The following is an 18435-nucleotide window of genomic DNA, read 5'->3' as shown; positions in this document are numbered from 1 at the left end:
TTTGGTGAAGTATCTACTCTTTAGCAAGTGAGCGTACTGAGCGAGCCATCAACCAGCTAATCCGTTGTGGATTGATCTTGTCGGCAACCTTTCTACCTCGCATACCAACCAGATAATCCGGATACCCTTTTTTATCTAGGATAGGGTAGGCCTTAATGATATCCGTGAAAATCAAGCTGAAACGTAGCGGCTTTGTCTTGCTCGATTTTGATCGCTACGCATGATTAGCGCTGACTCTACTAACCGCAACAAAGCTAAACGTTTAGCGCTCCTACTCCCGAGCATGCAGGGCGCCCCGTTACGCGAGCAAGCTTAGATCCGCCGACCGCGCGACAATTCACGTTGTAACCACCTGTACTTTATGCTTTTATCTTCCGGCTTCCAATAATGCAGCACGCACGCAATAGGCTCCGTAGGCATGTTAAGACTTCTGCTCATCATGATATTGACGCTGTCGATTCCGGCCTTCGGGCAGGCAGCGGCGAGCGTTAGTGAGCAGTGCCGTGTGATGCCTGACGCGCTCATGACGCCTACTCATGCTGTTGTTGATAAGCAAGCCTGCGATTTAGCCGGCATGGATAAGCATGCGAAACCCGGCTCAAGCAAAACCTGCTCCCAAGTGCAAGATTGTTTGTTCGGGGGCGCGCTGTATCTCTCTAATTCCTCTTTGTCTGTCCACGCCTCCCCCCCCGTTCGGGTCGTAACAGTCTTGCCCGATACGCCAGTCGTCTTTCATACCCCAGACGGCCTGTGGCGCCCTCCTCGCCTTAGCTAGCTCCACGCTGAAATAAGCTTTCTGCATGCCTTGTTGCTGCAGAATCGGTGCACGTGCGCGCACTTGCTGCGCCGTGCCTGAAAGGTCACGGAGTTAGAGAATGTTTCCTCACAGGTTCTATGTCCTACCCGGCTGGTTAATCGTCGGCTGGCTGGGCATGGCGGGAGGCGCCTATGCCTCGCCGCTGAGTTTCGATGATGCGCTTGCGCTTGGCGTACGCAACGCCCCCGAGCTGAGCGCCAATACGGCGCAGATCAGAAGCGCCCAGGAATTGATCGAACCAGCCGACGCGCTGCCGGATCCCAAGTTGAGCCTGGGGGTGACCAACTATCCGATTTCCGGTCCGCAGGCGGGTAGCCTGAGCGAAAGCCAGATGACGACGCAGCGCATCGGCATCTCCCAAGCCATTCCCAATAGCGCCAAGCGCCATGCCCGCGCAGAGATTGCCGAGGCCGAGCTGGGCAGCGCCCAGGCGCAACGTCATGTGGTGCGCCTTGTCATTCAGCAACAGGCATCTCAAGCCTGGCTCAAGCGCTACTACCTGGAACGCAAACTCGAGCAGCTTGACGATCTCGAGCGCGAAAATCGCCTGCTGACGACGACCGTCAACGCCCGGATCGCCTCGGGTGGCGCGCCGCTAACCGATAGCGTGCTTGCCAAACAGGCCGTGGCTCGGCTCGCCGATCGCCGCGACGACCTGGAGGGCGAGCGGATCGAAGCCATCGCCGACCTGCGCCGCTACGTGGGTGAGGCTGCCGATGAATCGCTTGAAGGCGTTCCGCCATCCTTTGCCGTCTCTCCGCAGGTGCTTCTCGCGCGGGTAAGGCTCTACCCCGGCGTGCTGTCGCTGGAGGCGCAGACCCACACCGCCGAGGCCCGGGTGGCCGAAGCCAAATCCGAAAAGCGCCCCGACTGGGGCGTCGAGCTGGCCTATCAACATCGCGACGAACGCTACGGCGACATGGTCTCGGCGCAGGTGTCGTTCGATCTGCCGCTGTTCACCGCCAGCCGTCAGGACCCGACGGTCCGCGCCCGCCAACACAACGTTGAGCGCCTGCAGCTCGAACGCGATGCGCTGTTGCGTGACCAGTTGCGCGAGCTCGACCGCCAGTTGGCCGACTACGCCGCGCTGTCGAGCCAGCTCAAGCGCGCCCAAACCACCTGGCTCAATCTCGTCGAGCAGAAGGTCGATCTGCAGTACGCCGCCTACAGAAGCGGTCAGGGCGATCTCGACGCCGTACTCGCCGCGCGCCGCGAGCTGATCGACCAGCGCCTGCGGATCGTCGATCTCCAACAACAGCGCGAACTGATCGCGATGAAGCTGCATTTTTCCTATGGAGAGCCCACCTCATGAGTCAGCCCGCTTTTCGTATCGCCACTGTTATGGCCGTCATTGCCGCCGTGGCAATTGCCAGCAGCGGCGTCACCTATTGGCTTCTGCGCGATAACCGCACCATGCCGGCATCAGCCCAGGCGGCAGCCGATGACAAGCAGCGTGAAGTCCGGTACTGGTACGATCCGATGGTCCCCGATCAGCACTTCGACCAGCCGGGCAAGTCGCCGTTCATGGACATGGAGCTGGTGCCCAAATATGCGGATGAAGCCGGCGGCGGTGATGCCGCGGTCAAGATCAACCCCGGCGTGGCGCAGAATCTTGGCGTGCGCACCGCGCAGGTCATGCGCAACGACCTCGCCAGCTCGGTCGATGCCGCCGCCAACGTGCAGTTCAACGACCGTGACGTGGCGATCGTTCAGGTGCGCAGCGCCGGCTTCGTCGAGCGTAGCTATGACCTGGCCCCCGGCGACGTGGTCAAGCAGGGCGCACCGCTGGTCGATCTGCTCATTCCCGCCTGGGGCGGCGCCCAGGAAGAATTCCTCGCTGTACTGAGTACCCGCGATCGTGCCCTGATCGACGCCGCCCGCACGCGGCTGACGCTGATGGGTATGCCGACCGCGCTGATCGAGCGCGTCGAAAAGACCCGCCGTCCCCAATCGGTAATCACCATCCATGCGCCAATTGGCGGGGCGATTCAACGCCTCGACGTGCGTGAAGGAATGGCGCTGAAGACAGGCGCCACGCTGGCCGCTCTCAACGGGCTGGATACCGTCTGGCTCGAAACGGCCGTCCCCGAGGATCAGGCCGAGCAGGTCCGTGTCGGCCAGCGCGTCACGGCCCGTCTTACCGCTTATCCCGGCGAGACGTTCGAGGGTCAGGTGATCGCGATACTGCCCCAAAACGACCCGACCAGCCGCACGCTGCAGGTGCGCATCGCACTGGCCAATCCGGAACTGCGCTTAAGACCCGGCATGTTCGCCCGCGTGCAGCTTGAAAGCACCAAAGAGAACGTGCTGACCGTCCCCAGCGCCGCCGTGCTGCACGGTGATCAGCAGGATTATGCCCTCGTCGCCAACGGTGACGGCGGTTTCACTCCAACGGTGGTCACGCTGGGGGCGCAATCCGGCCAGCAGACCGTGGTGCACGATGGGCTGCAGGCCGGTCAGAGCGTCGTGGTATCGGGGCAGTTCCTGATCGACTCCGAAGCCAGTCTGGCCGGTGCCCTCGATCGTCTTGGTAATACCGGAAACAAGGATCGCATGGACATGAACGCCATGGACATGGACACCAAGGCCGGTACGAAAGCTGACGACACGGCTACACCGATCGAGGGACGCGGCAGGGTCGAGGCGATTTCAACCGATGAGATCACCCTTTCCCACGAGCCTATCCCGGCACTCGACTGGCCGGCGATGACCATGGCGTTCGATCTCGCTGACCCGGCGTCGGCTGACGATCTCAAGGTTGGCGACACCGTGACCTTCACCGTGCGTGAAAGCGATTCCGGTTACGCGGTCGAGAATCTGCGGAAAAGCACCACGCAGCAAAGCGGAGGCGCACAATGATCGCACGCGTGATTCGCTGGTCGATCGGCAACCGCTTCCTGGTGCTGCTGGCGACGCTGTTCATCGCCGTCGCCGGTGTGGTCTCGGTCAAGCACATGCCGCTCGATGCGCTGCCCGACCTGTCCGACGTGCAGGTCATCGTACGCACGCCCTATCCCGGCCAGGCGCCGCAGCTGGTCGAGGAACAGGTCACTTACCCGCTCTCGACCATGATGCTCTCGGTGCCCGGGGTCAAGACGGTGCGCGGCTACTCGTTCTTCGGCGACTCTTATGTCTACGTGCTGTTCGACGACGACACCGATCTGTACTGGGCGCGCTCGCGGGTGCTCGAGTATCTGAGCCAGGCGCAGGGCCAGCTGCCACAGGGTGTCACGCCGGAGCTTGGTCCCGATGCCACCGGCGTCGGCTGGCTCTATGAGTACGCGCTGGTCGATCGCAGCGGTCAGCATGACCTGGCCCAGTTGCGCAGTCTGCAGGACTGGTTTTTGAAATATGAACTGAAAAGTCTGCCCGGCGTGGCCGAGGTCGCCACGATTGGCGGCATGGTCAAGCAGTACCAGGTGGTGCTCGACCCGGTGAAGCTGGCGGCCTACAACATCCCGCAAGCCAGGGTGATCAAGGCAATCCAGAACGCCAATCAGGAAACCGGCGGCTCGGTGCTCGAACTCGCCGAGGCCGAATACATGGTACGCGCGTCCGGCTACCTGAAGTCGCTGGAGGACTTCCGCCATATTCCGCTGAAAACCAGCGCCGAGGGCGTGCCGGTCACGCTGGGCGACGTGGCGACGATTCAGCTTGGCCCCGAGAGTCGCCGCGGTGTCGCCGAACTCAACGGCGAAGGCGAAGTGGTGGGCGGCGTGATCGTAGGACGCTCCGGCGGAAATGCCCGCGCGACGATCGCCGCGGCCAAGGCCAGGCTGGCAACGCTGAAGGCAAGCCTGCCCGACGGCGTCGAGATCGTGCCCACCTATGACCGCAGCCAGCTGATCGATCGCGCCGTCGGCAACCTGAGCGACAAGCTGATCGAGGAGTTTATCGTCGTCGCGTTGGTCTGCGTGGTGTTTCTCTGGCATCTGCGCTCGGCCTTCGTCGCGATCCTGTCGCTGCCGCTGGGCCTGTTGGTCGCCTTCATGATCATGCAGTGGCAGGGCATCAACGCCAATATCATGTCGCTGGGCGGGCTTGCCATTGCCATCGGCGCGATGGTCGATGCCGCCGTGGTGATGATCGAGAACGCCCACAAGAAGCTGGAGGCCTGGCATCACGAGCATCCCGGCCTTGAACTGAAGGGCGAGGCGCGCTGGCAGGTGATTGGCGATGCCGCCGCCGAAGTGGGACCGGCGCTGTTTTTCAGCCTGCTGATCATCACCTTGTCGTTCATCCCCGTATTTACGCTCGAAGCGCAGGCCGGCCGGTTATTCGCACCGCTGGCGTTCACCAAGACCTACGCCATGGCCGGCGCGGCGGGTCTTTCGATCACCTTGATCCCGATATTGATGGGCTACTGGATTCGCGGCCGAATTCCCGACGAGCGTCGCAATCCGCTCAACCGGCTGCTGGTCTGGCTCTACCGACCGCTGCTCAACGCCGCGCTGTACCGCCCCAAAACCACGATCCTTATGGCGCTGATACTGCTGGCGAGCGCGGCCTGGCCGGCGACCCGGCTGGGCGGTGAGTTCATGCCGCCGCTGGACGAGGGCGATCTGCTCTATATGCCCTCCGCTCTGCCCGGGCTGTCGGTGGGCAAGGCATCGCAGTTGCTGCAGCAGACCGATCGGCTGATCAAGACCGTGCCCGAGGTGGAGAGCGTATTCGGCAAGGCCGGCCGCGCCGAGACCGCCACCGATCCGGCGCCGCTGACCATGTTCGAGACGACGATCCAGTTCAAGCCGCGCGATCAATGGCGCCCCGGGATGACGCCCGACAAGCTGGTCGAGGAACTCGATCGCGTCGTGCAGGTGCCAGGGCTGACCAATGTGTGGGTGCCGCCGATTCGCAACCGCATCGACATGCTCGCCACCGGCATCAAGAGTCCGATCGGTATCAAGGTGTCGGGCACCGATCTCAGCGACCTAGACCGTGTCGCCCAGCAGATCGAGCAGGCGGCCAGGGACGTACCTGGCGTGACCTCGGCGCTGGCCGAGCGCCTCAAGGGCGGACGCTACGTCGATATCGATATCGACCGCGCGGCGGCGGCGCGTTACGGACTTAACATCGATGATGTGCAGGCGATCGTTTCCTCGGCGATCGGTGGCAAGAACATCGGCGAGACGGTCGAAGGGCTCGCCCGCTATCCGATCAACGTGCGCTACCCGCGTGCCATTCGGGATTCGCTTGAAGAAATCCGCCAGCTGCCGATCCTGACCGCCAGCGGCGAGCAGATCACGCTGGGCAGCGTGGCGGATATCACCATGAGTGAAGGCCCACCGATGCTCAAGAGCGAGAATGCACGTCTGACCACGCTGGTCTATGTGGACGTGCGCAATCGCGACCTCGCCTCGGTCGTCGTCGATCTGCAAAAGGCGGTCAACCAGCATGTCAAACTCATGCCCGGCGTGTCGATCGCCTACTCGGGCCAGTTCGAGTACATGCAGCGCGCCAACGCGCGGTTGAAGCTCGTCGTGCCGGCAACGCTACTGATCATCTTCGTGCTGTTTTATCTGACGTTTCGCAGCATCGGTGAAGCGCTACTGCTGATGGGCACGCTGCCCTTTGCGCTGGTCGGCGGGGTGTGGCTGCTCTATCTGCTCGGCTACAACACCTCGGTTGCCACCGGCGTGGGCTTTATCGCGCTGGCCGGCGTCTCGGCCGAGTTCAGCGTGGTGATGCTGTTGTATCTCAAGCAGGCGATCGAGCGGCGCCGCACGGCGGCCGGCGCCATCGAGCCGCAGGCACTCGATGCGGCCATTCAGGAAGGTGCGGTACTGCGGGTGCGCCCCAAGGCGATGACTGTGTCGGTAATTCTCGCCGGCCTGATTCCGATCATGGTCGGCAGCGGTACCGGCTCGGAGGTCATGAGCCGCATCGCCGCGCCGATGGTCGGCGGCATGGTCACGGCGCCGTTCGTGTCGATGCTGCTGGTTCCCATCGTATATCGCCTGATGTGCGCCCCGCGTCGTCGACGCATGATCCCGTCCAGTAAGACCCTGAACTGAATCAAGGAGAGAAACATGAAAAAAGTTATCCGCCCGCTGCTAACCGCCACAACGCTGGCGCTGGCCACTCTGGCACTGCCCGCCGTGGCATCTGAGAGGAACACCAACGATGCCATGCAGGGCATGGACATGAAGGCTTCGTCCGAGCAGGCCGTTTCCGAAAAGGCGCAAACCGCTCGGGCCACCGGCGTGGTCAAGGCCATCGACCCGCAAGCCCAAAAGATCACCCTGGCCCACGGCCCAATCGAGGCGCTCAACTGGCCGGCGATGCAGATGGCATTCAAGGTGGCGGACCCAGCGCTGCTGAAAGGCATCAAGGTTGGCGACGAGGTGCGCTTCGAGCTACAGGGCGCCAATCATGTCGTGGCAGTGCTGGAGAAAGCTGAAGGCTAGCTTTAGGCCTAGACATTTTGATGTCTAGGCCTTGACCTTGAAGTCAACTTTAAAGTTATCGTTTGAAGTGTTGTAGCAGTTCACTCATGTTAGGAGGACGACATCATGGTATTACAGCTTGGAGATACCGCCCCCGATTTCTCAGTCGACTCGACGGAGGGCATGATCAGTTTTCATCAGTGGCTGGGCGATAGCTGGGCCGTACTATTTTCGCATCCGGCCGATTACACACCAGTCTGCACCACCGAGCTAGGCGCTTTCGCCAAGCGCAAGGGCGAGTTCGAACAACGCGGCGTTAAGCTGTTGGGAGTCTCGGTCGACCCACTTGAGTCCCATAACGGCTGGGCCGAGGATATCGAGACGACTCAATGCGCGAAGCTTAACTATCCTCTGCTGGCCGATGACGAGCAGACGGTAGCCAACCTGTACGGCATGATTCATCCGAAAGCCGATCCCAAGGTCACCGTGCGGACCGTGTTCATCATCGACCCCGACAAGAAGATCCGACTTACTCTGACCTACCCGCCCAGCACAGGGAGGAACGTGGACGAGATCCTACGCGTCATCGATTCGCTCCAGTTGACCAGCAAGCACAAGGTCGCCACGCCCGTCGACTGGCAGAACGGTGACGACGTCATCATTGCACCGTCGCTGTCGGACGAAGAGGCCAAAGAACGTTTCCCAGAGGGGTGGGAGACCAAGACGCCGTATCTGCGTGTGACCCGCCAGCCCGACTGAGCGTCAACGCTACTAGAAAGTATTCATTCAACATTTATTCTAAAGGATACAAACATGCGTCAAGTAAACAAACTGATGGCTACTGGCATCGCATTGGCAGGCCTCGCCTCAGCCTCGATGGCATTCGCCTCCACTGCAGACAACGACCGTACAGATCAGTCCGCTGCGAGTAGCGCAGATCGTGGACAGATGATGCAGGGCGGCGGCATGATGCCGCAAATGCAAGAGATGATGGCGAAGTGCAACCGTATGATGATGGAGCACACCAAGAGCGATCAGAGTCGTTGATACAAGAGTAAAGTACTGGCTAGCCAGCTTCAGCACAGTAGTTAAGTTACTGTTAATGGCGGTACAAGTTGATAAACACAGCGCTACAGCGACCAATTGAATTGAAAAAGCCAAGAGAGTGAAATATGAATTGCTGTAATAAGCTGTTAGAAAGCTCAACGGATACCTCAGGTTTTAAAAGGTTTCCAACTGGCTCGAACCATTGGTGGCTGATGGTGATCATAGCAGTGGTAATAAGCCTCGCTATGGGTTGGAATTAGCTGATTCTATTCGGTGTTGCTCCTATTCTGGTGAGCCTCTTGCCTTGTCTCGTCATGTGCGGATTAGGATTATGCATGATGGAATGTAAGAATAAAAAGAGAACGCCACAGTGCAGGAAGATACCGCTAAATATGGGGCAATACAGAGCATTCCCGGATAACGGATTCTGCGTCCTGATACTGTAAAAGATGACAATGTTTGCGGCAGTAGCCATGGCGCTATCGTCGGTGAGTGTGATTGGCGATGCTCTACGACTGCGCGCGGTTCGATTAATCACCTGACGCAGTGCAAAGAGCAGCCTTTGCAAATTGGCGGGTTAAGGGTAGTTGACTCAGCGCTACTGAAAACCAGCAAAACATCAGCCGAATTCATTCTCTATATTTATAATGAGGATCGTCATGCGTTTGACAAAAATTTTAATTATATTGAGCTCTTTGGTAGTCGGTTTCACCTCAGGTACCGTATCGTTTGCTGCCCAACGCGATACGCAAGCAGACCTACCACAACGAACCGTTTCATATCGCCAGCTTAGCGTTACCGAACGCAGTAACTGCTGTAGTGCTACTACGCCAAGCGACGGAGCAGAGCACCAGAGAGAGCCAAGGGCTCAGTATTTCGGAGTAAGAATTATACAGTCGTTTCCATACATACGATCCAGCTACGTTTACCATTTATAGATAAAATTCGATTGGAATGCTTGTCTACTACCTAGTAGTCGAAAACCTTTTCAGGTGATGCGATGAAGCGGGGAAGGTGCCATCCAGTCCATACAAAACCAAAGTGTTGCCTAATCAACAAGATAGGAAAATTAAGCAAATAAATTTTACCAATGCTTGATCAATCTGCATGCAGTAACTACACCTTAAAAGGTGTTTTTAACGCAGCAGACATACCTTTTCAAGCAACGGACGGAAGGTAAGGTCGCTAAGGAGTAGAGATGAATTTCGGAAAATATAAGTCCTGTATAGAAGCTTGCAACGTATGTGCAACCTACTGTGACACCTGCGCAATCGCTTGCCTGAAGGAAGATGATGTCAAAATGATGGCAGAATGCATTCGCCTGGATATGCAATGTGCACAGATTTGCCGTCTGGCTGCTTCCTTGATGGCACAGGGTAGTGAATATGCTAGCGAAGTTTGCAGGATCTGTGCAGATATCTGCAAGAAGTGCGGCGACGAGTGTGCCAAGCATGATGCTGAGCACTGCCAGGAATGTGCCAAGGCATGTCATCGCTGTGCTGAAGAGTGCGCTGCTATGGCGTAAAGAAGGGCTGATAGCAAGGTTCGCTTCATTGTATCGAAGCGTACTTAGATGCTCTGTAACTTGGACTCGATTTGCTGGGTCCAAGTCGCGTTTGGATTGGGCATTTTATGGATAGCAGCCAAGTATCATTTATCAAATAACTTCGAGTCGTTCAGCTTGAATTCAGAAAATCAGGCTAGCGTTTAGGAAGTCGCTTTCCGGTTTTCCATATCGGGCAACTGTTGGTGTTAACCGGCTTTCCGGTGCTTCGCGTGGTCAAAGCTAGTCGTTGTTTGTACAGCAATGCGAGGACGCACATGGCATTAATGACACTCTTTGTCATTCTCATATTCAGCCTGGGCGCTGGGATACTGATGCAGTGTTTGCCTATGCGCCGCCAGACGAAGCCTCCGTGGTCTCAGCGGGCACCGTTTCTGGGCGGGGGTACGCCAGACAGTCATGCCTGGAGCCGCTACCACATTCGCTATTACCCCATGACGCTGCTGCTGATCGCCTTCGAGATGGAGATGATGTTCATGTACCCGTGGGCAGTGGTCTTCGTCGAGAAGGGCATGAAGGCGATGATGGAAATGGGCATGTTCCTGGCCATCCTGTCAGTGGGTATCGTCTATGCCTGGCGTGAAGGAGTGTTCAAGTGGCAGTGAACTGGCTACGCAATCTTGCCTCGCGCAGGAGTGTTCCCGTGTTCCCCGTGTTAGGTGTGCAGGGGGATAAGGCACTGCGACATCTCACATTGTCGCCAGACATCGAGCTGGTCGACTCACCGCGCCATGCCAGTGTGCTGCTGGTGGCAGGAGAAATCCCGGCTGATCGGTTCGAACCTTTGCGCCGTGTGCATGATCAATTGCCATATCCCTTCACGACTTTGTGGTTCCGTTGCGAACCTTGGCCTCACCTGGAAAACGTGACTCGTATTGATGATCTGGATGTTTTGCCGGCGGCTCTGGTCACGGCGTATCACGAACTGATGGAAGGCCGCCGCGAAAGCTCGCCCAGAATCTTGTTGGATAAGCCGCCCAACCCCTGGGAGGGCGCGGGCGATTTCGGTCAGGGGGGCGAAGGCATGATGGGTGGCGTGCCCTACGGGCGGCCCATGGCGATGAATATGGAGGATGATATTCGCGACGGGCTGACGCTGGATTCGTTGACATTCCGGCTTGGGCCGTTCTTTTTCGCGTTTCCGCCGGGCATGGCGGCAGAAATCACGTTGCAGGGCGACCTCGTTCAGACATGGAAGACTCAGCGTGCGCCGTATCCACAGAGCCTTGATCCGGTGTTTTTCGCCGCCCGGAAACGACTGGTCCCCATCGCCGCGCTCGAGCTTGCCCGGGCCCGCCATCACTTGTATCGCTTGTTCCATGCGTTACATCTTGCCGGGCTGGAAAGTGCCAGCCTGAGCGCCTTGCGCTTGGCGAATAACCTGTCGACGACAAGCACGTTGGATGGGCTGCGTCGTTATTTATCGCGTAGCGGCTTCTTTCGCCTGGCTGCGATAAAAGGCGGTGAGCTCGGTCCCGAGCAGGCTCGCAGAATCGGTGGTCCAGCTGCTCGGGCTGCCGGATTGGACGAGGATCTGCGCTCAGACGATGCCGGCTATCGACGGCTGGGGTTCTCACCTGTGTGCCAGGCCAGTGGGGATACTCGTGCTCGCTGGCGGCAGGTTCTTGCAGAAATCGATCAGTCACTCCAGCTGGCTCGCCAGGCCGAGCGGGATGATGTGTCTACGAGTGAGGTAGATCGCATCGAGACTCCGCGTGGCCCTTGGCTCGAGAAGCGGCCAGAGGATGCGAGTGCACTCCTTGATGAGATATTACCGGGCCAGGAGTGGGGCGATGCACTGGCTACCATCGCCAGCCTGGATGTAGCAGCCGTCGCTGAAGCACCGCTCGACACGCAAACGACCGGCGAGTCTCCGATAACGGAACTTTCGGACGATGAAGGGGGCCCTGCATGATCGTCGAGGAGCTGGTCCTGCCGGTGCTTATGGTGTTTTTCATGCTGGCTGCAGGCGCTTACACGGTTGCGGTACTCGACCGTGTCATTGCCGGTGCGCTTGGCACGCCTCAGACCGGCAGTGTCTGGATTGCCCCCTTGGCGCGAGGGGCCTGGTTGATGACCCAGCACGCCAATGCCACCGAAGCCCCGGACTGGCGGGCTTGGCGACTGGCTCCGGCGCTTTATCTTTCTTTGGCCGCCATCGGGCTGGCCGTCGTGCCATGGTCGGGGTCGCTGGTCGCTACTGACCTGGTCACCAGCGTGGTGCTGTGGGGCAGCGTGGAAGCACTGGCGACCGTGGTCATCTTCCTGCATGGCTGGTCGGCCAATGCGCTATTCGCTTTGATCGGCGGCTACCGTTATGTGGCACTAGGGCTTTCCTACATTCTGATCAGCATGTTCGTGCTGATCGGCGTGGCATTGCCGGCCGAGTCGCTGCAGTTCACCCAGGTAGTCGCCTCGCAAGAAGAACTGTGGAATGTCATCCGCCAGCCGCTGGGATTACCGCTGTTTCTTATCGTCGGCCTAGGCATGACCTTCTGGGGGCCGCTCAACCTGGCCGATTCGGCAGATCTGGCTGGCGGCACGGCCGCTGAGATATCCGGGCCACCGCGGCTGGTCTGGGATGTGGCGCGTGCCGCAATGCTGGTGGCTTTCAGCGGCGTGGCAACGAGCGCCTTTCTGGGCGGTTGGCTGGGGCCCTGGTTGCCTGGGCCACTATGGGTGGCCATAAAGATGCTGGCAGTGTTGCTCGTGCTGTTATTGCTTGGCCGATTGCTGCCGCGCCTGGCGCCGGAGCGCTGCGTCACCTTGATGTGGGTCATTTTGCTGCCGCTGTCGTTTATCGATCTGGTATGGGCCGGTGTAGGAGCGTTGTTGTGATAGAGAGCATGAGTCACGGTATCGGCGTTGATATCGCATTTCTGCTGTTGGCCACGCTGGCAGTGGTAACCGCTTGGCGAGTGTTTCGTACCGATTCGATGGTGCGAGCCTCCTTTTTCCTGCTGGTGTCGTTCATCGCCGTGGGTGTGATCATGATTCTGCTAGCGGCGGAATATCTGGGCGTGGCGATGTTCTTCATGATGGCCGTCGAGATGACGGTCATGGCGCTATTCATGGTCATGTTCATGATGAATCCAGCCGGTCTGAATCCGATGAACATGGTCCATCAGGAGCGAATCTCGATCGGGGCAGGGGTGGTCAGCTTCCTGGTGCTGAGTGCCATGGCACTGTTGGCTGTCTTTCCCGACCGGCCGGTGTCGGCTGGCCTCGACCCGGTAAGGTCACTCGGCAACGAAATGCTCGGTGACTCGATGCTGATCTTCGAGTCGGCGGGCCTCGTGCTGCTTACCACCATGATCGGCGTGGTGGTCCTCTCCAGCCATCGCGGACGCTATGGCGCCGCAGCGGAGGGCTCGCTGCCGCCGGGACTGGAGCCGGGCGGCGATCCGGCGGGCAAGCCTGAAGAGGGCGAAGATGACGAGGATGGCGGCCATCATCACCATCACCATTGACCCATGCAGACAGGCAAGGAGGCTTGAATGACACTGGCGACACTTTTGCTATTGGCAGCGGCACTGATCGGCATCGGGATCTATGGTGCGCTTTCTCAGCAGTCATTCGTGATGCTGATGATGGGGCTGGAGCTGATCCTCAATGGCGTCATGTTGGCTGCCGTGGCGTTCTGGGCCTTTAGCGGGGCCGGCGCGCCGGAAGGGCAACTGCTGACAATCATCGTCATGGCTGTGATGGCCATCGAGATGGCCATGGGCTTCGCCCTGGTGGTAGCGGTCTTCCGTGGTAAGCAGGCCGACACGACCGAATCACTGACCGGGTTGAAGCACTGATGTTGTGGTCGATACCTCTGCTGCCGCTACTGGCTGCTCCCGTCATGTATTGGCTTGGCAAACACGGGTTCGGTAAGCACTGGTTTGGCAAACATAGCGGCCGCCCCTTGCTGAGCCTGGCGGGGGTAGGCGTCGCGATCGTCACCCTGATGCTCGCCGTCCTGGCGGTTCTGGGTGACTGGAGTGGGGCTTACCGCTGGAGCTCACAGATCGTCCTGCTGATCGGGGTGACACCCGTCAGTGCGGTGTTTGCCATCGTCGTCCCGCTGATCGCCGCGCTGATCGTTCTCTACAGCACTTCCCACGAATCGGAACCTGGCGGTGACGGCGCAACGACAGGGCAGGCTCCTGTCAGGTTGATTGCCCTGCTTACGGCGTTTGTCGGGGCGATGGAGCTGCTCGTATTGGCCGAGGATCTGGTGACCCTGCTGATCGCGTGGGAATTGGTAGGCGCATGTTCGTGGGCATTGATTGCCCATGAGTGGCAGAAGGCCGGCAATCTTCGGGATGCCGCCTGTGCATTTCTGGTGACGCGTTTCGGGGACCTGGGGCTCTATATTGCTGCAGCGGCAGCCTATGCCGGCACCGGCTCGTTTGCCTTTGCTGACCTGACCCAACTCGATGGATGGCTGCTGGATGTCTTCGTTGCCGGCGCGGTGTTGGCTGCGGCCGCAAAGTCCGCCCAGGTTCCGTTCTCTCCCTGGCTGTTTGCCGCCATGTCGGGGCCAACGCCGGTATCGGCATTGCTGCATGCCGCGACCATGGTGGCGGCGGGCATCTATCTGGTCATCAGACTCCATGCCGAGATGTCCGCCGTCGCCTGGTTTGGGCCGGTCGCGATCGCGTTAGGCCTGGCCACTGCCCTGGCAGGGGGTGTCGTGGCCGATCTTCAAGGGCATGCCAAGAAGCTTCTGGCCGCCTCGACATCGGCCCAGTATGGCTTGATGTGGTTGGCGGTGGGGGCAGGCTTTCCCGGTGTTGCCCTGGTGCACTTCGTCACGCACGCGTTCATGAAAGCTGCCCTGTTCCTGGCGGCCGGCATCGCCGAACGCCATGTCGGCAGCTACTCGCTAACTGCGATGCGCCTCGGGCGTCTGCTTCCGGGTATCACGGCAGCCACCCTGGTGGCCAGTCTGGCGCTGGCAGGGGTCGTCCCGCTGAGTGCGGCCTGGAGTAAGGAGGAGATCATCACTGCCGCTGGCCATCAGGCGTCCTGGCTGGCCGTGGTCGCCGCTATCGCGGGCGGGCTCAGCGCCCTGTATGCGACACGCTTTCAACTGTTGGCGTTCGGGCGTGGTCCGCATGGCGGTACGAGCACTGCGCCACCCCAGCCAGGTCATACCCGGATGGAAGCCATCGCGCTTTATCTGTTATCGGCAGCCACGCTGGTGCTGTCGTTACTCTGGTGGCCTGGTGTCGGAACCCGTCTTGCTGATCTCTTATCAGTCGATCTTCCCCAATCCAAGCCATGGGAACTGATCGTATCGCTACTGTTGGTGGCGTCGGGCATTGTCCTGGGTGTCTGGGCGGTGCGTCGTGAGGTATCAGGTTCTGGCCGACAAAGTGCCAGGCGTACCGAGTTGGCGGACTGGTTTGGCCTGCCGACGCTGGCCGAACGTGGCGTGAGCGCAGTGATGGCGTTCAGCCATGGCCTCGCGCGTTTCGATGATCGCGTGGTGGATGCGGGCATCCATGCCAGTGCCCGTTTCGGAGCATGGCTGGCCAAAATGGGCGATCGTCGTGGCGAAGGCGTGCTCGATGGCGCGACGAGCCAGCTGGCGAAAGGTATCGACTGGGTGGGTCAATCGGCGCGCCAGGCCCACACCGGACAAACACATCATTACTACACCGGCATCGCGGCAGGACTCGCCGCGATCCTGATCATCCTGGGTATAGGAGCGCTCCTTTGATTCTCACTGCAGCCTTGGGACTCCCCATGCTGGGGGCTCTCGTACTCGCTATTTCACGCCGTTGGACCGAGGCCACGGCTCGCCTGTTTGCCATCGTGGTCTCGGTGTTACCCGTATTGTTACTGGCTTGGGTGTGGCTACAGTTCGATCCGCAGGGCGCACTGTTTCAGTCTGTCGAAGAGGTACCCTGGGTGCCCAGTCTAGGCATGGGGTACAGGTTGGGCGTGGATGGCATTGCGCTGGCCGTGGCGACGATGAGCGCAGTTGTCTTCGCTGCCAGTATCGCCTACCCCGTCAACACCAAGAACCAGCCTCGGCAATACTATGCCTGGATGCTTTTTCTGCAGTCCGTGTCACTCGGCGTCTTTCTGGCGTTGGACTTGCTGCTCTTCTATGTCTTTTTCGATCTGAGTCTGGTGGGAATGTTTTTTCTGATCGGTCGCTGGGGGCACGGCCAGGCTCAACTAGCAGCATTCAAGTTCTTTCTTTACACCTTCTGCGGCTCGCTGCTGCTGCTGCTGGCGATCATCGGGCTTTATCTATCGGTCGAACCGCATACCTTTGACATGCGTGTGCTGATCGAACAGCAGCCACTCGCGGGGGCGGGAGTCACTGGCGGCCTCGTGTTCCTCGCCCTGATGCTCGGCTTCGCCATCAAGACGCCGGTCGTGCCCGTCCATACCTGGCTGCCGCAAGCGCATGTCGATGCCCCGGGCCCGGCCTCGGCGATCCTTGCGGGGGTACTGCTCAAGATGGGTGCTTATGGGATCATCCGTATTCCGTTTTCGATGATGACGGAGACGTTCTCCCGTTATGCCCTGGTCATCGCGCTTTTAGCTGTCGTATCGATTCTCTACGGCGCCTTCGTGGCACTCGGCCAAAAGAATTTGAAGCGACGTATTGCCTACACCTCGATCAATCACATGGGCTATACGGTGCTCGGGATTGCGGTGGCTGGCGCATTGGTTCAGGAGGTGGGATACGCTCGTGAGTTGGCCCTGGTAGGGGCCACGGTGGAAATGGTGGCGCACGGCCTGATTACCGGGGCGCTGTTCCTGATCTGTGGCTCATTCTGGCAGCGCACCGAGGAGTACGATCTGGACAGTTATGGGGGGCTGCTCCGGCAGGCCCCGCTGCTGACCGCGTTTGCCGTGCTCGCGTCGTTTGCCAGTCTAGGCCTTCCTGGCCTGGCCGGCTTTGTGGCGGAATTCCATATCTTTGTCGGTACCTTTGGCGTCTATCCCTGGCTCGCGGTCATTGGCGTGCTGGGCATTCTGGTCACGGCTGCCTTGTTTTTACAGATGTTGCAGAAACTCTTCTTCGGAACGATGCCTCAACGCTGGGACCAGTTCGAGGATCTGCATGCCACAGAGTGGGGAGTGCTCGCCGTGTTGTCGGCAGGTTTCGTGATCATCGGCGTCGCACCGCAGTTCCTGCTGACGTTGATAGAAGCCTCCGCGACGCTGTTGGTGGGAGGCCACTGATGCCTATCGGTGACGTACTGCCGGAAATCAGTCTGACGCTTGGCGCCGTGATCATTGTTCTGTTCGCTACCTTTGCTCGGCAGCAACAGCATCACTGGGCAGCCGTTCTGGCCCTGCTGACGATTGCCCTTAGTGCGGGGCTGACTCTTGCGCAGTGGGATGGACCGCCGCGGCTGACGTTCTCTGGGGTCTGGGCGCTGGATGGCATGGCGATCTCCAGCAAGCTGGTGGTGCTGATCGCCGGGGCGCTGGTCGTCGCGATGTCGCCTGAATGGATGCAGACCGATCGCCGACATGGTGAGTACTACGCATTGGTCCTGTTCGCCCTGCTGGGCGTCGTCATGATGGCGTCAGCCAGCGATACCATGGAGTTGGTGCTGGGCGTGCTGTTGTCCTCGGTGGCCAGTTACCCATTGGCTGCCTATCACCGTGGCTGGGCGCCCGCTCTGGAAGCCGGCATGAAGTATTTTCTGATCGGGGCCCTTACCAATGCCTTGCTGACGATCGGCGTGGTGGTGGTGTTCGGTTTGACTGGCAACACCGGCTATACGGAAGTCGCCCAGGGGCTGGCCGGGGGGAGTGACAGCCTGGCACTGACCATCGCCACGGCTTGTATCGTGCTGGGCCTGACCTTCAAACTGGCGGCTTTCCCGGCCCATGCCTGGATGCCGGATGTCGCCCAGGGCTCACCGGCCCCGGCAGCTGCCTTTCTGACCGTGATCCCCAAAATTGGCGCCGCCGTCGCGTTGGCGCGTTTCGTGTCCCTGCTACCGCCAGACGTCGCCTGGCGAGCGATTGTTGCGGTGATCTCTGTCACGACCATGACGCTGGGCAACGTGGCTGCACTGCGCCAGACAGACGTACGGCGTCTGCTGGGCTGGTCATCGGTCTCCCAGTCCGGATATGCCCTGATGGCGATCGTGGTAATGGGCGTTGGCGATCAGGCTTTGCCCGCATTGGTGTTGTTTCTCGCGAGCTACGCCATTGCCAATCTAGCGGCCTTCGCTGTGGTCACATACCTGAGAGGGCGCACCGCACTGGAGGATTACCAAGGGTTGGTAAAAAACGCGCCGATCGCCACCGTGGTTCTGATCCTGTCGCTGCTGTCCCTGGTGGGTATCCCGCCGCTTGTTGGGTTTTTCGGCAAGCTGATGCTATTCAAGGTCACGCTCGACGGAGGATATGCCTGGTTGGCATTCGTGGCCGCCGCCAATACCGCCGTCTCGCTGTTCTATTATCTACGCATCGTTGCCTCAATGATGTTCGCCAATTCCAGGCCCGTCGTTCATGTGCTGCCAGGCCAATGGACGAGGATCACGATGGTCATTGCCGGCCTATTGATCCTGGCTATCGGCTTGGGGGCGGAAGCCCTGGTCGAATATACAAGCGCCATCGGATTCGCGATGTAGCGGCTAGCAGGCCGA

The 18435-nt window shown here is 59.7% G+C and carries 15 protein-coding genes; all 15 read left to right on the top strand.

Translation table 11 applies throughout. The features are described from left to right. Positions 1–875: 875 nt before the first annotated feature. The 15 genes from ACUN9V_RS19255 to ACUN9V_RS19185 all read left to right on the top strand — a co-directional run bounded on the left by ACUN9V_RS19255 (position 876) and on the right by ACUN9V_RS19185 (position 18420). Positions 876–2129 carry a TolC family protein gene (locus ACUN9V_RS19255; protein WP_445512578.1) on the top strand — a complete coding sequence of 418 codons (1254 nt, stop codon included), beginning with the start codon at positions 876–878 and terminating at the stop codon, positions 2127–2129. Further along, positions 2126–3676, top strand: coding sequence for an efflux RND transporter periplasmic adaptor subunit (locus ACUN9V_RS19250; protein WP_445512577.1), 1551 nt, complete (start codon positions 2126–2128; stop codon positions 3674–3676). Before ACUN9V_RS19255 ends, ACUN9V_RS19250 begins: the two co-directional genes overlap by 4 nt. After that, complete coding sequence (locus tag ACUN9V_RS19245; RefSeq protein ID WP_445512576.1) at positions 3673–6831, top strand: efflux RND transporter permease subunit; 3159 nt, start codon at positions 3673–3675, stop codon at positions 6829–6831. The genes ACUN9V_RS19250 and ACUN9V_RS19245 overlap by 4 nt, the downstream gene beginning before the upstream one ends. Before the next feature lie 15 nt (positions 6832–6846). Beyond that, positions 6847–7224 carry a copper-binding protein gene (locus ACUN9V_RS19240; RefSeq protein WP_445512575.1) on the top strand — a complete coding sequence of 126 codons (378 nt, stop codon included), beginning with the start codon at positions 6847–6849 and terminating at the stop codon, positions 7222–7224. A 105-nt stretch (positions 7225–7329) separates the two neighbouring features. Further along, positions 7330–7962 (top strand): peroxiredoxin, encoded by a 633-nt coding sequence (locus tag ACUN9V_RS19235; protein WP_445512574.1) that lies wholly within the window; start codon positions 7330–7332, stop codon positions 7960–7962. A 54-nt stretch (positions 7963–8016) separates the two neighbouring features. Next, positions 8017–8250 carry a hypothetical protein gene (locus tag ACUN9V_RS19230; protein WP_295039413.1) on the top strand — a complete coding sequence of 78 codons (234 nt, stop codon included), beginning with the start codon at positions 8017–8019 and terminating at the stop codon, positions 8248–8250. 1198 nt (positions 8251–9448) lie between these two features. After that, complete coding sequence (locus ACUN9V_RS19225) at positions 9449–9775, top strand: four-helix bundle copper-binding protein (protein WP_110648795.1); 327 nt, start codon at positions 9449–9451, stop codon at positions 9773–9775. A 368-nt stretch (positions 9776–10143) separates the two neighbouring features. Next, positions 10144–10419 carry an NADH-quinone oxidoreductase subunit A gene (locus ACUN9V_RS19220; RefSeq protein WP_445512573.1) on the top strand — a complete coding sequence of 92 codons (276 nt, stop codon included), beginning with the start codon at positions 10144–10146 and terminating at the stop codon, positions 10417–10419. Further along, complete coding sequence (locus ACUN9V_RS19215; protein ID WP_162619497.1) at positions 10410–11729, top strand: hypothetical protein; 1320 nt, start codon at positions 10410–10412, stop codon at positions 11727–11729. The genes ACUN9V_RS19220 and ACUN9V_RS19215 overlap by 10 nt, the downstream gene beginning before the upstream one ends. Next, the gene (locus tag ACUN9V_RS19210) at positions 11726–12652 is read left to right on the top strand and encodes a complex I subunit 1 family protein (RefSeq protein WP_239496160.1); all 927 of its coding nucleotides are present in this window, start codon (positions 11726–11728) and stop codon (positions 12650–12652) included. Before ACUN9V_RS19215 ends, ACUN9V_RS19210 begins: the two co-directional genes overlap by 4 nt. Before the next feature lie 8 nt (positions 12653–12660). Then, a complete protein-coding gene (locus tag ACUN9V_RS19205; RefSeq protein ID WP_445512572.1) occupies positions 12661–13284 on the top strand; it encodes an NADH-quinone oxidoreductase subunit J in 624 nt (207 codons plus the stop codon). A 27-nt stretch (positions 13285–13311) separates the two neighbouring features. Then, positions 13312–13617 carry an NADH-quinone oxidoreductase subunit NuoK gene (nuoK, locus tag ACUN9V_RS19200; protein WP_246972515.1) on the top strand — a complete coding sequence of 102 codons (306 nt, stop codon included), beginning with the start codon at positions 13312–13314 and terminating at the stop codon, positions 13615–13617. Continuing rightward, the gene (locus ACUN9V_RS19195; RefSeq protein ID WP_445512571.1) at positions 13617–15527 is read left to right on the top strand and encodes an NADH-quinone oxidoreductase subunit 5 family protein; all 1911 of its coding nucleotides are present in this window, start codon (positions 13617–13619) and stop codon (positions 15525–15527) included. The genes nuoK and ACUN9V_RS19195 overlap by 1 nt, the downstream gene beginning before the upstream one ends. Then, entirely contained in the window at positions 15524–17011 is a 1488-nt protein-coding gene (locus ACUN9V_RS19190; RefSeq protein WP_445512570.1) for a complex I subunit 4 family protein, read from the top strand. The genes ACUN9V_RS19195 and ACUN9V_RS19190 overlap by 4 nt, the downstream gene beginning before the upstream one ends. Beyond that, a complete protein-coding gene (locus ACUN9V_RS19185; RefSeq protein WP_445512569.1) occupies positions 17011–18420 on the top strand; it encodes an NADH-quinone oxidoreductase subunit N in 1410 nt (469 codons plus the stop codon). The genes ACUN9V_RS19190 and ACUN9V_RS19185 overlap by 1 nt, the downstream gene beginning before the upstream one ends. The last annotated feature ends 15 nt before the right edge of the window (positions 18421–18435 follow it).

This window comes from Salinicola sp. V024 (assembly GCF_052645315.1).
Note: the sequence above shows the minus strand (reverse complement) of the source record. Positions and strands in the feature narration are given on the sequence as shown.

Excerpts from the sequence above, each read along its gene's own strand:
- ACUN9V_RS19255 (WP_445512578.1), top strand. The coding sequence starts at position 876 with ATGTTTCCTCACAGGTTCTATGTCCTACCCGGCTGGTTAATCGTCGGC.
- ACUN9V_RS19250 (WP_445512577.1), top strand. The coding sequence starts at position 2,126 with ATGAGTCAGCCCGCTTTTCGTATCGCCACTGTTATGGCCGTCATTGCC.
- ACUN9V_RS19245 (WP_445512576.1), top strand. The coding sequence starts at position 3,673 with ATGATCGCACGCGTGATTCGCTGGTCGATCGGCAACCGCTTCCTGGTG.
- ACUN9V_RS19240 (WP_445512575.1), top strand. The coding sequence starts at position 6,847 with ATGAAAAAAGTTATCCGCCCGCTGCTAACCGCCACAACGCTGGCGCTG.
- ACUN9V_RS19235 (WP_445512574.1), top strand. The coding sequence starts at position 7,330 with ATGGTATTACAGCTTGGAGATACCGCCCCCGATTTCTCAGTCGACTCG.
- ACUN9V_RS19230 (WP_295039413.1), top strand. The coding sequence starts at position 8,017 with ATGCGTCAAGTAAACAAACTGATGGCTACTGGCATCGCATTGGCAGGC.
- ACUN9V_RS19225 (WP_110648795.1), top strand. The coding sequence starts at position 9,449 with ATGAATTTCGGAAAATATAAGTCCTGTATAGAAGCTTGCAACGTATGT.
- ACUN9V_RS19220 (WP_445512573.1), top strand. The coding sequence starts at position 10,144 with ATGCGCCGCCAGACGAAGCCTCCGTGGTCTCAGCGGGCACCGTTTCTG.
- ACUN9V_RS19210 (WP_239496160.1), top strand. The coding sequence starts at position 11,726 with ATGATCGTCGAGGAGCTGGTCCTGCCGGTGCTTATGGTGTTTTTCATG.
- ACUN9V_RS19205 (WP_445512572.1), top strand. The coding sequence starts at position 12,661 with ATGAGTCACGGTATCGGCGTTGATATCGCATTTCTGCTGTTGGCCACG.
- nuoK (WP_246972515.1), top strand. The coding sequence starts at position 13,312 with ATGACACTGGCGACACTTTTGCTATTGGCAGCGGCACTGATCGGCATC.
- ACUN9V_RS19195 (WP_445512571.1), top strand. The coding sequence starts at position 13,617 with ATGTTGTGGTCGATACCTCTGCTGCCGCTACTGGCTGCTCCCGTCATG.
- ACUN9V_RS19185 (WP_445512569.1), top strand. The coding sequence starts at position 17,011 with ATGCCTATCGGTGACGTACTGCCGGAAATCAGTCTGACGCTTGGCGCC.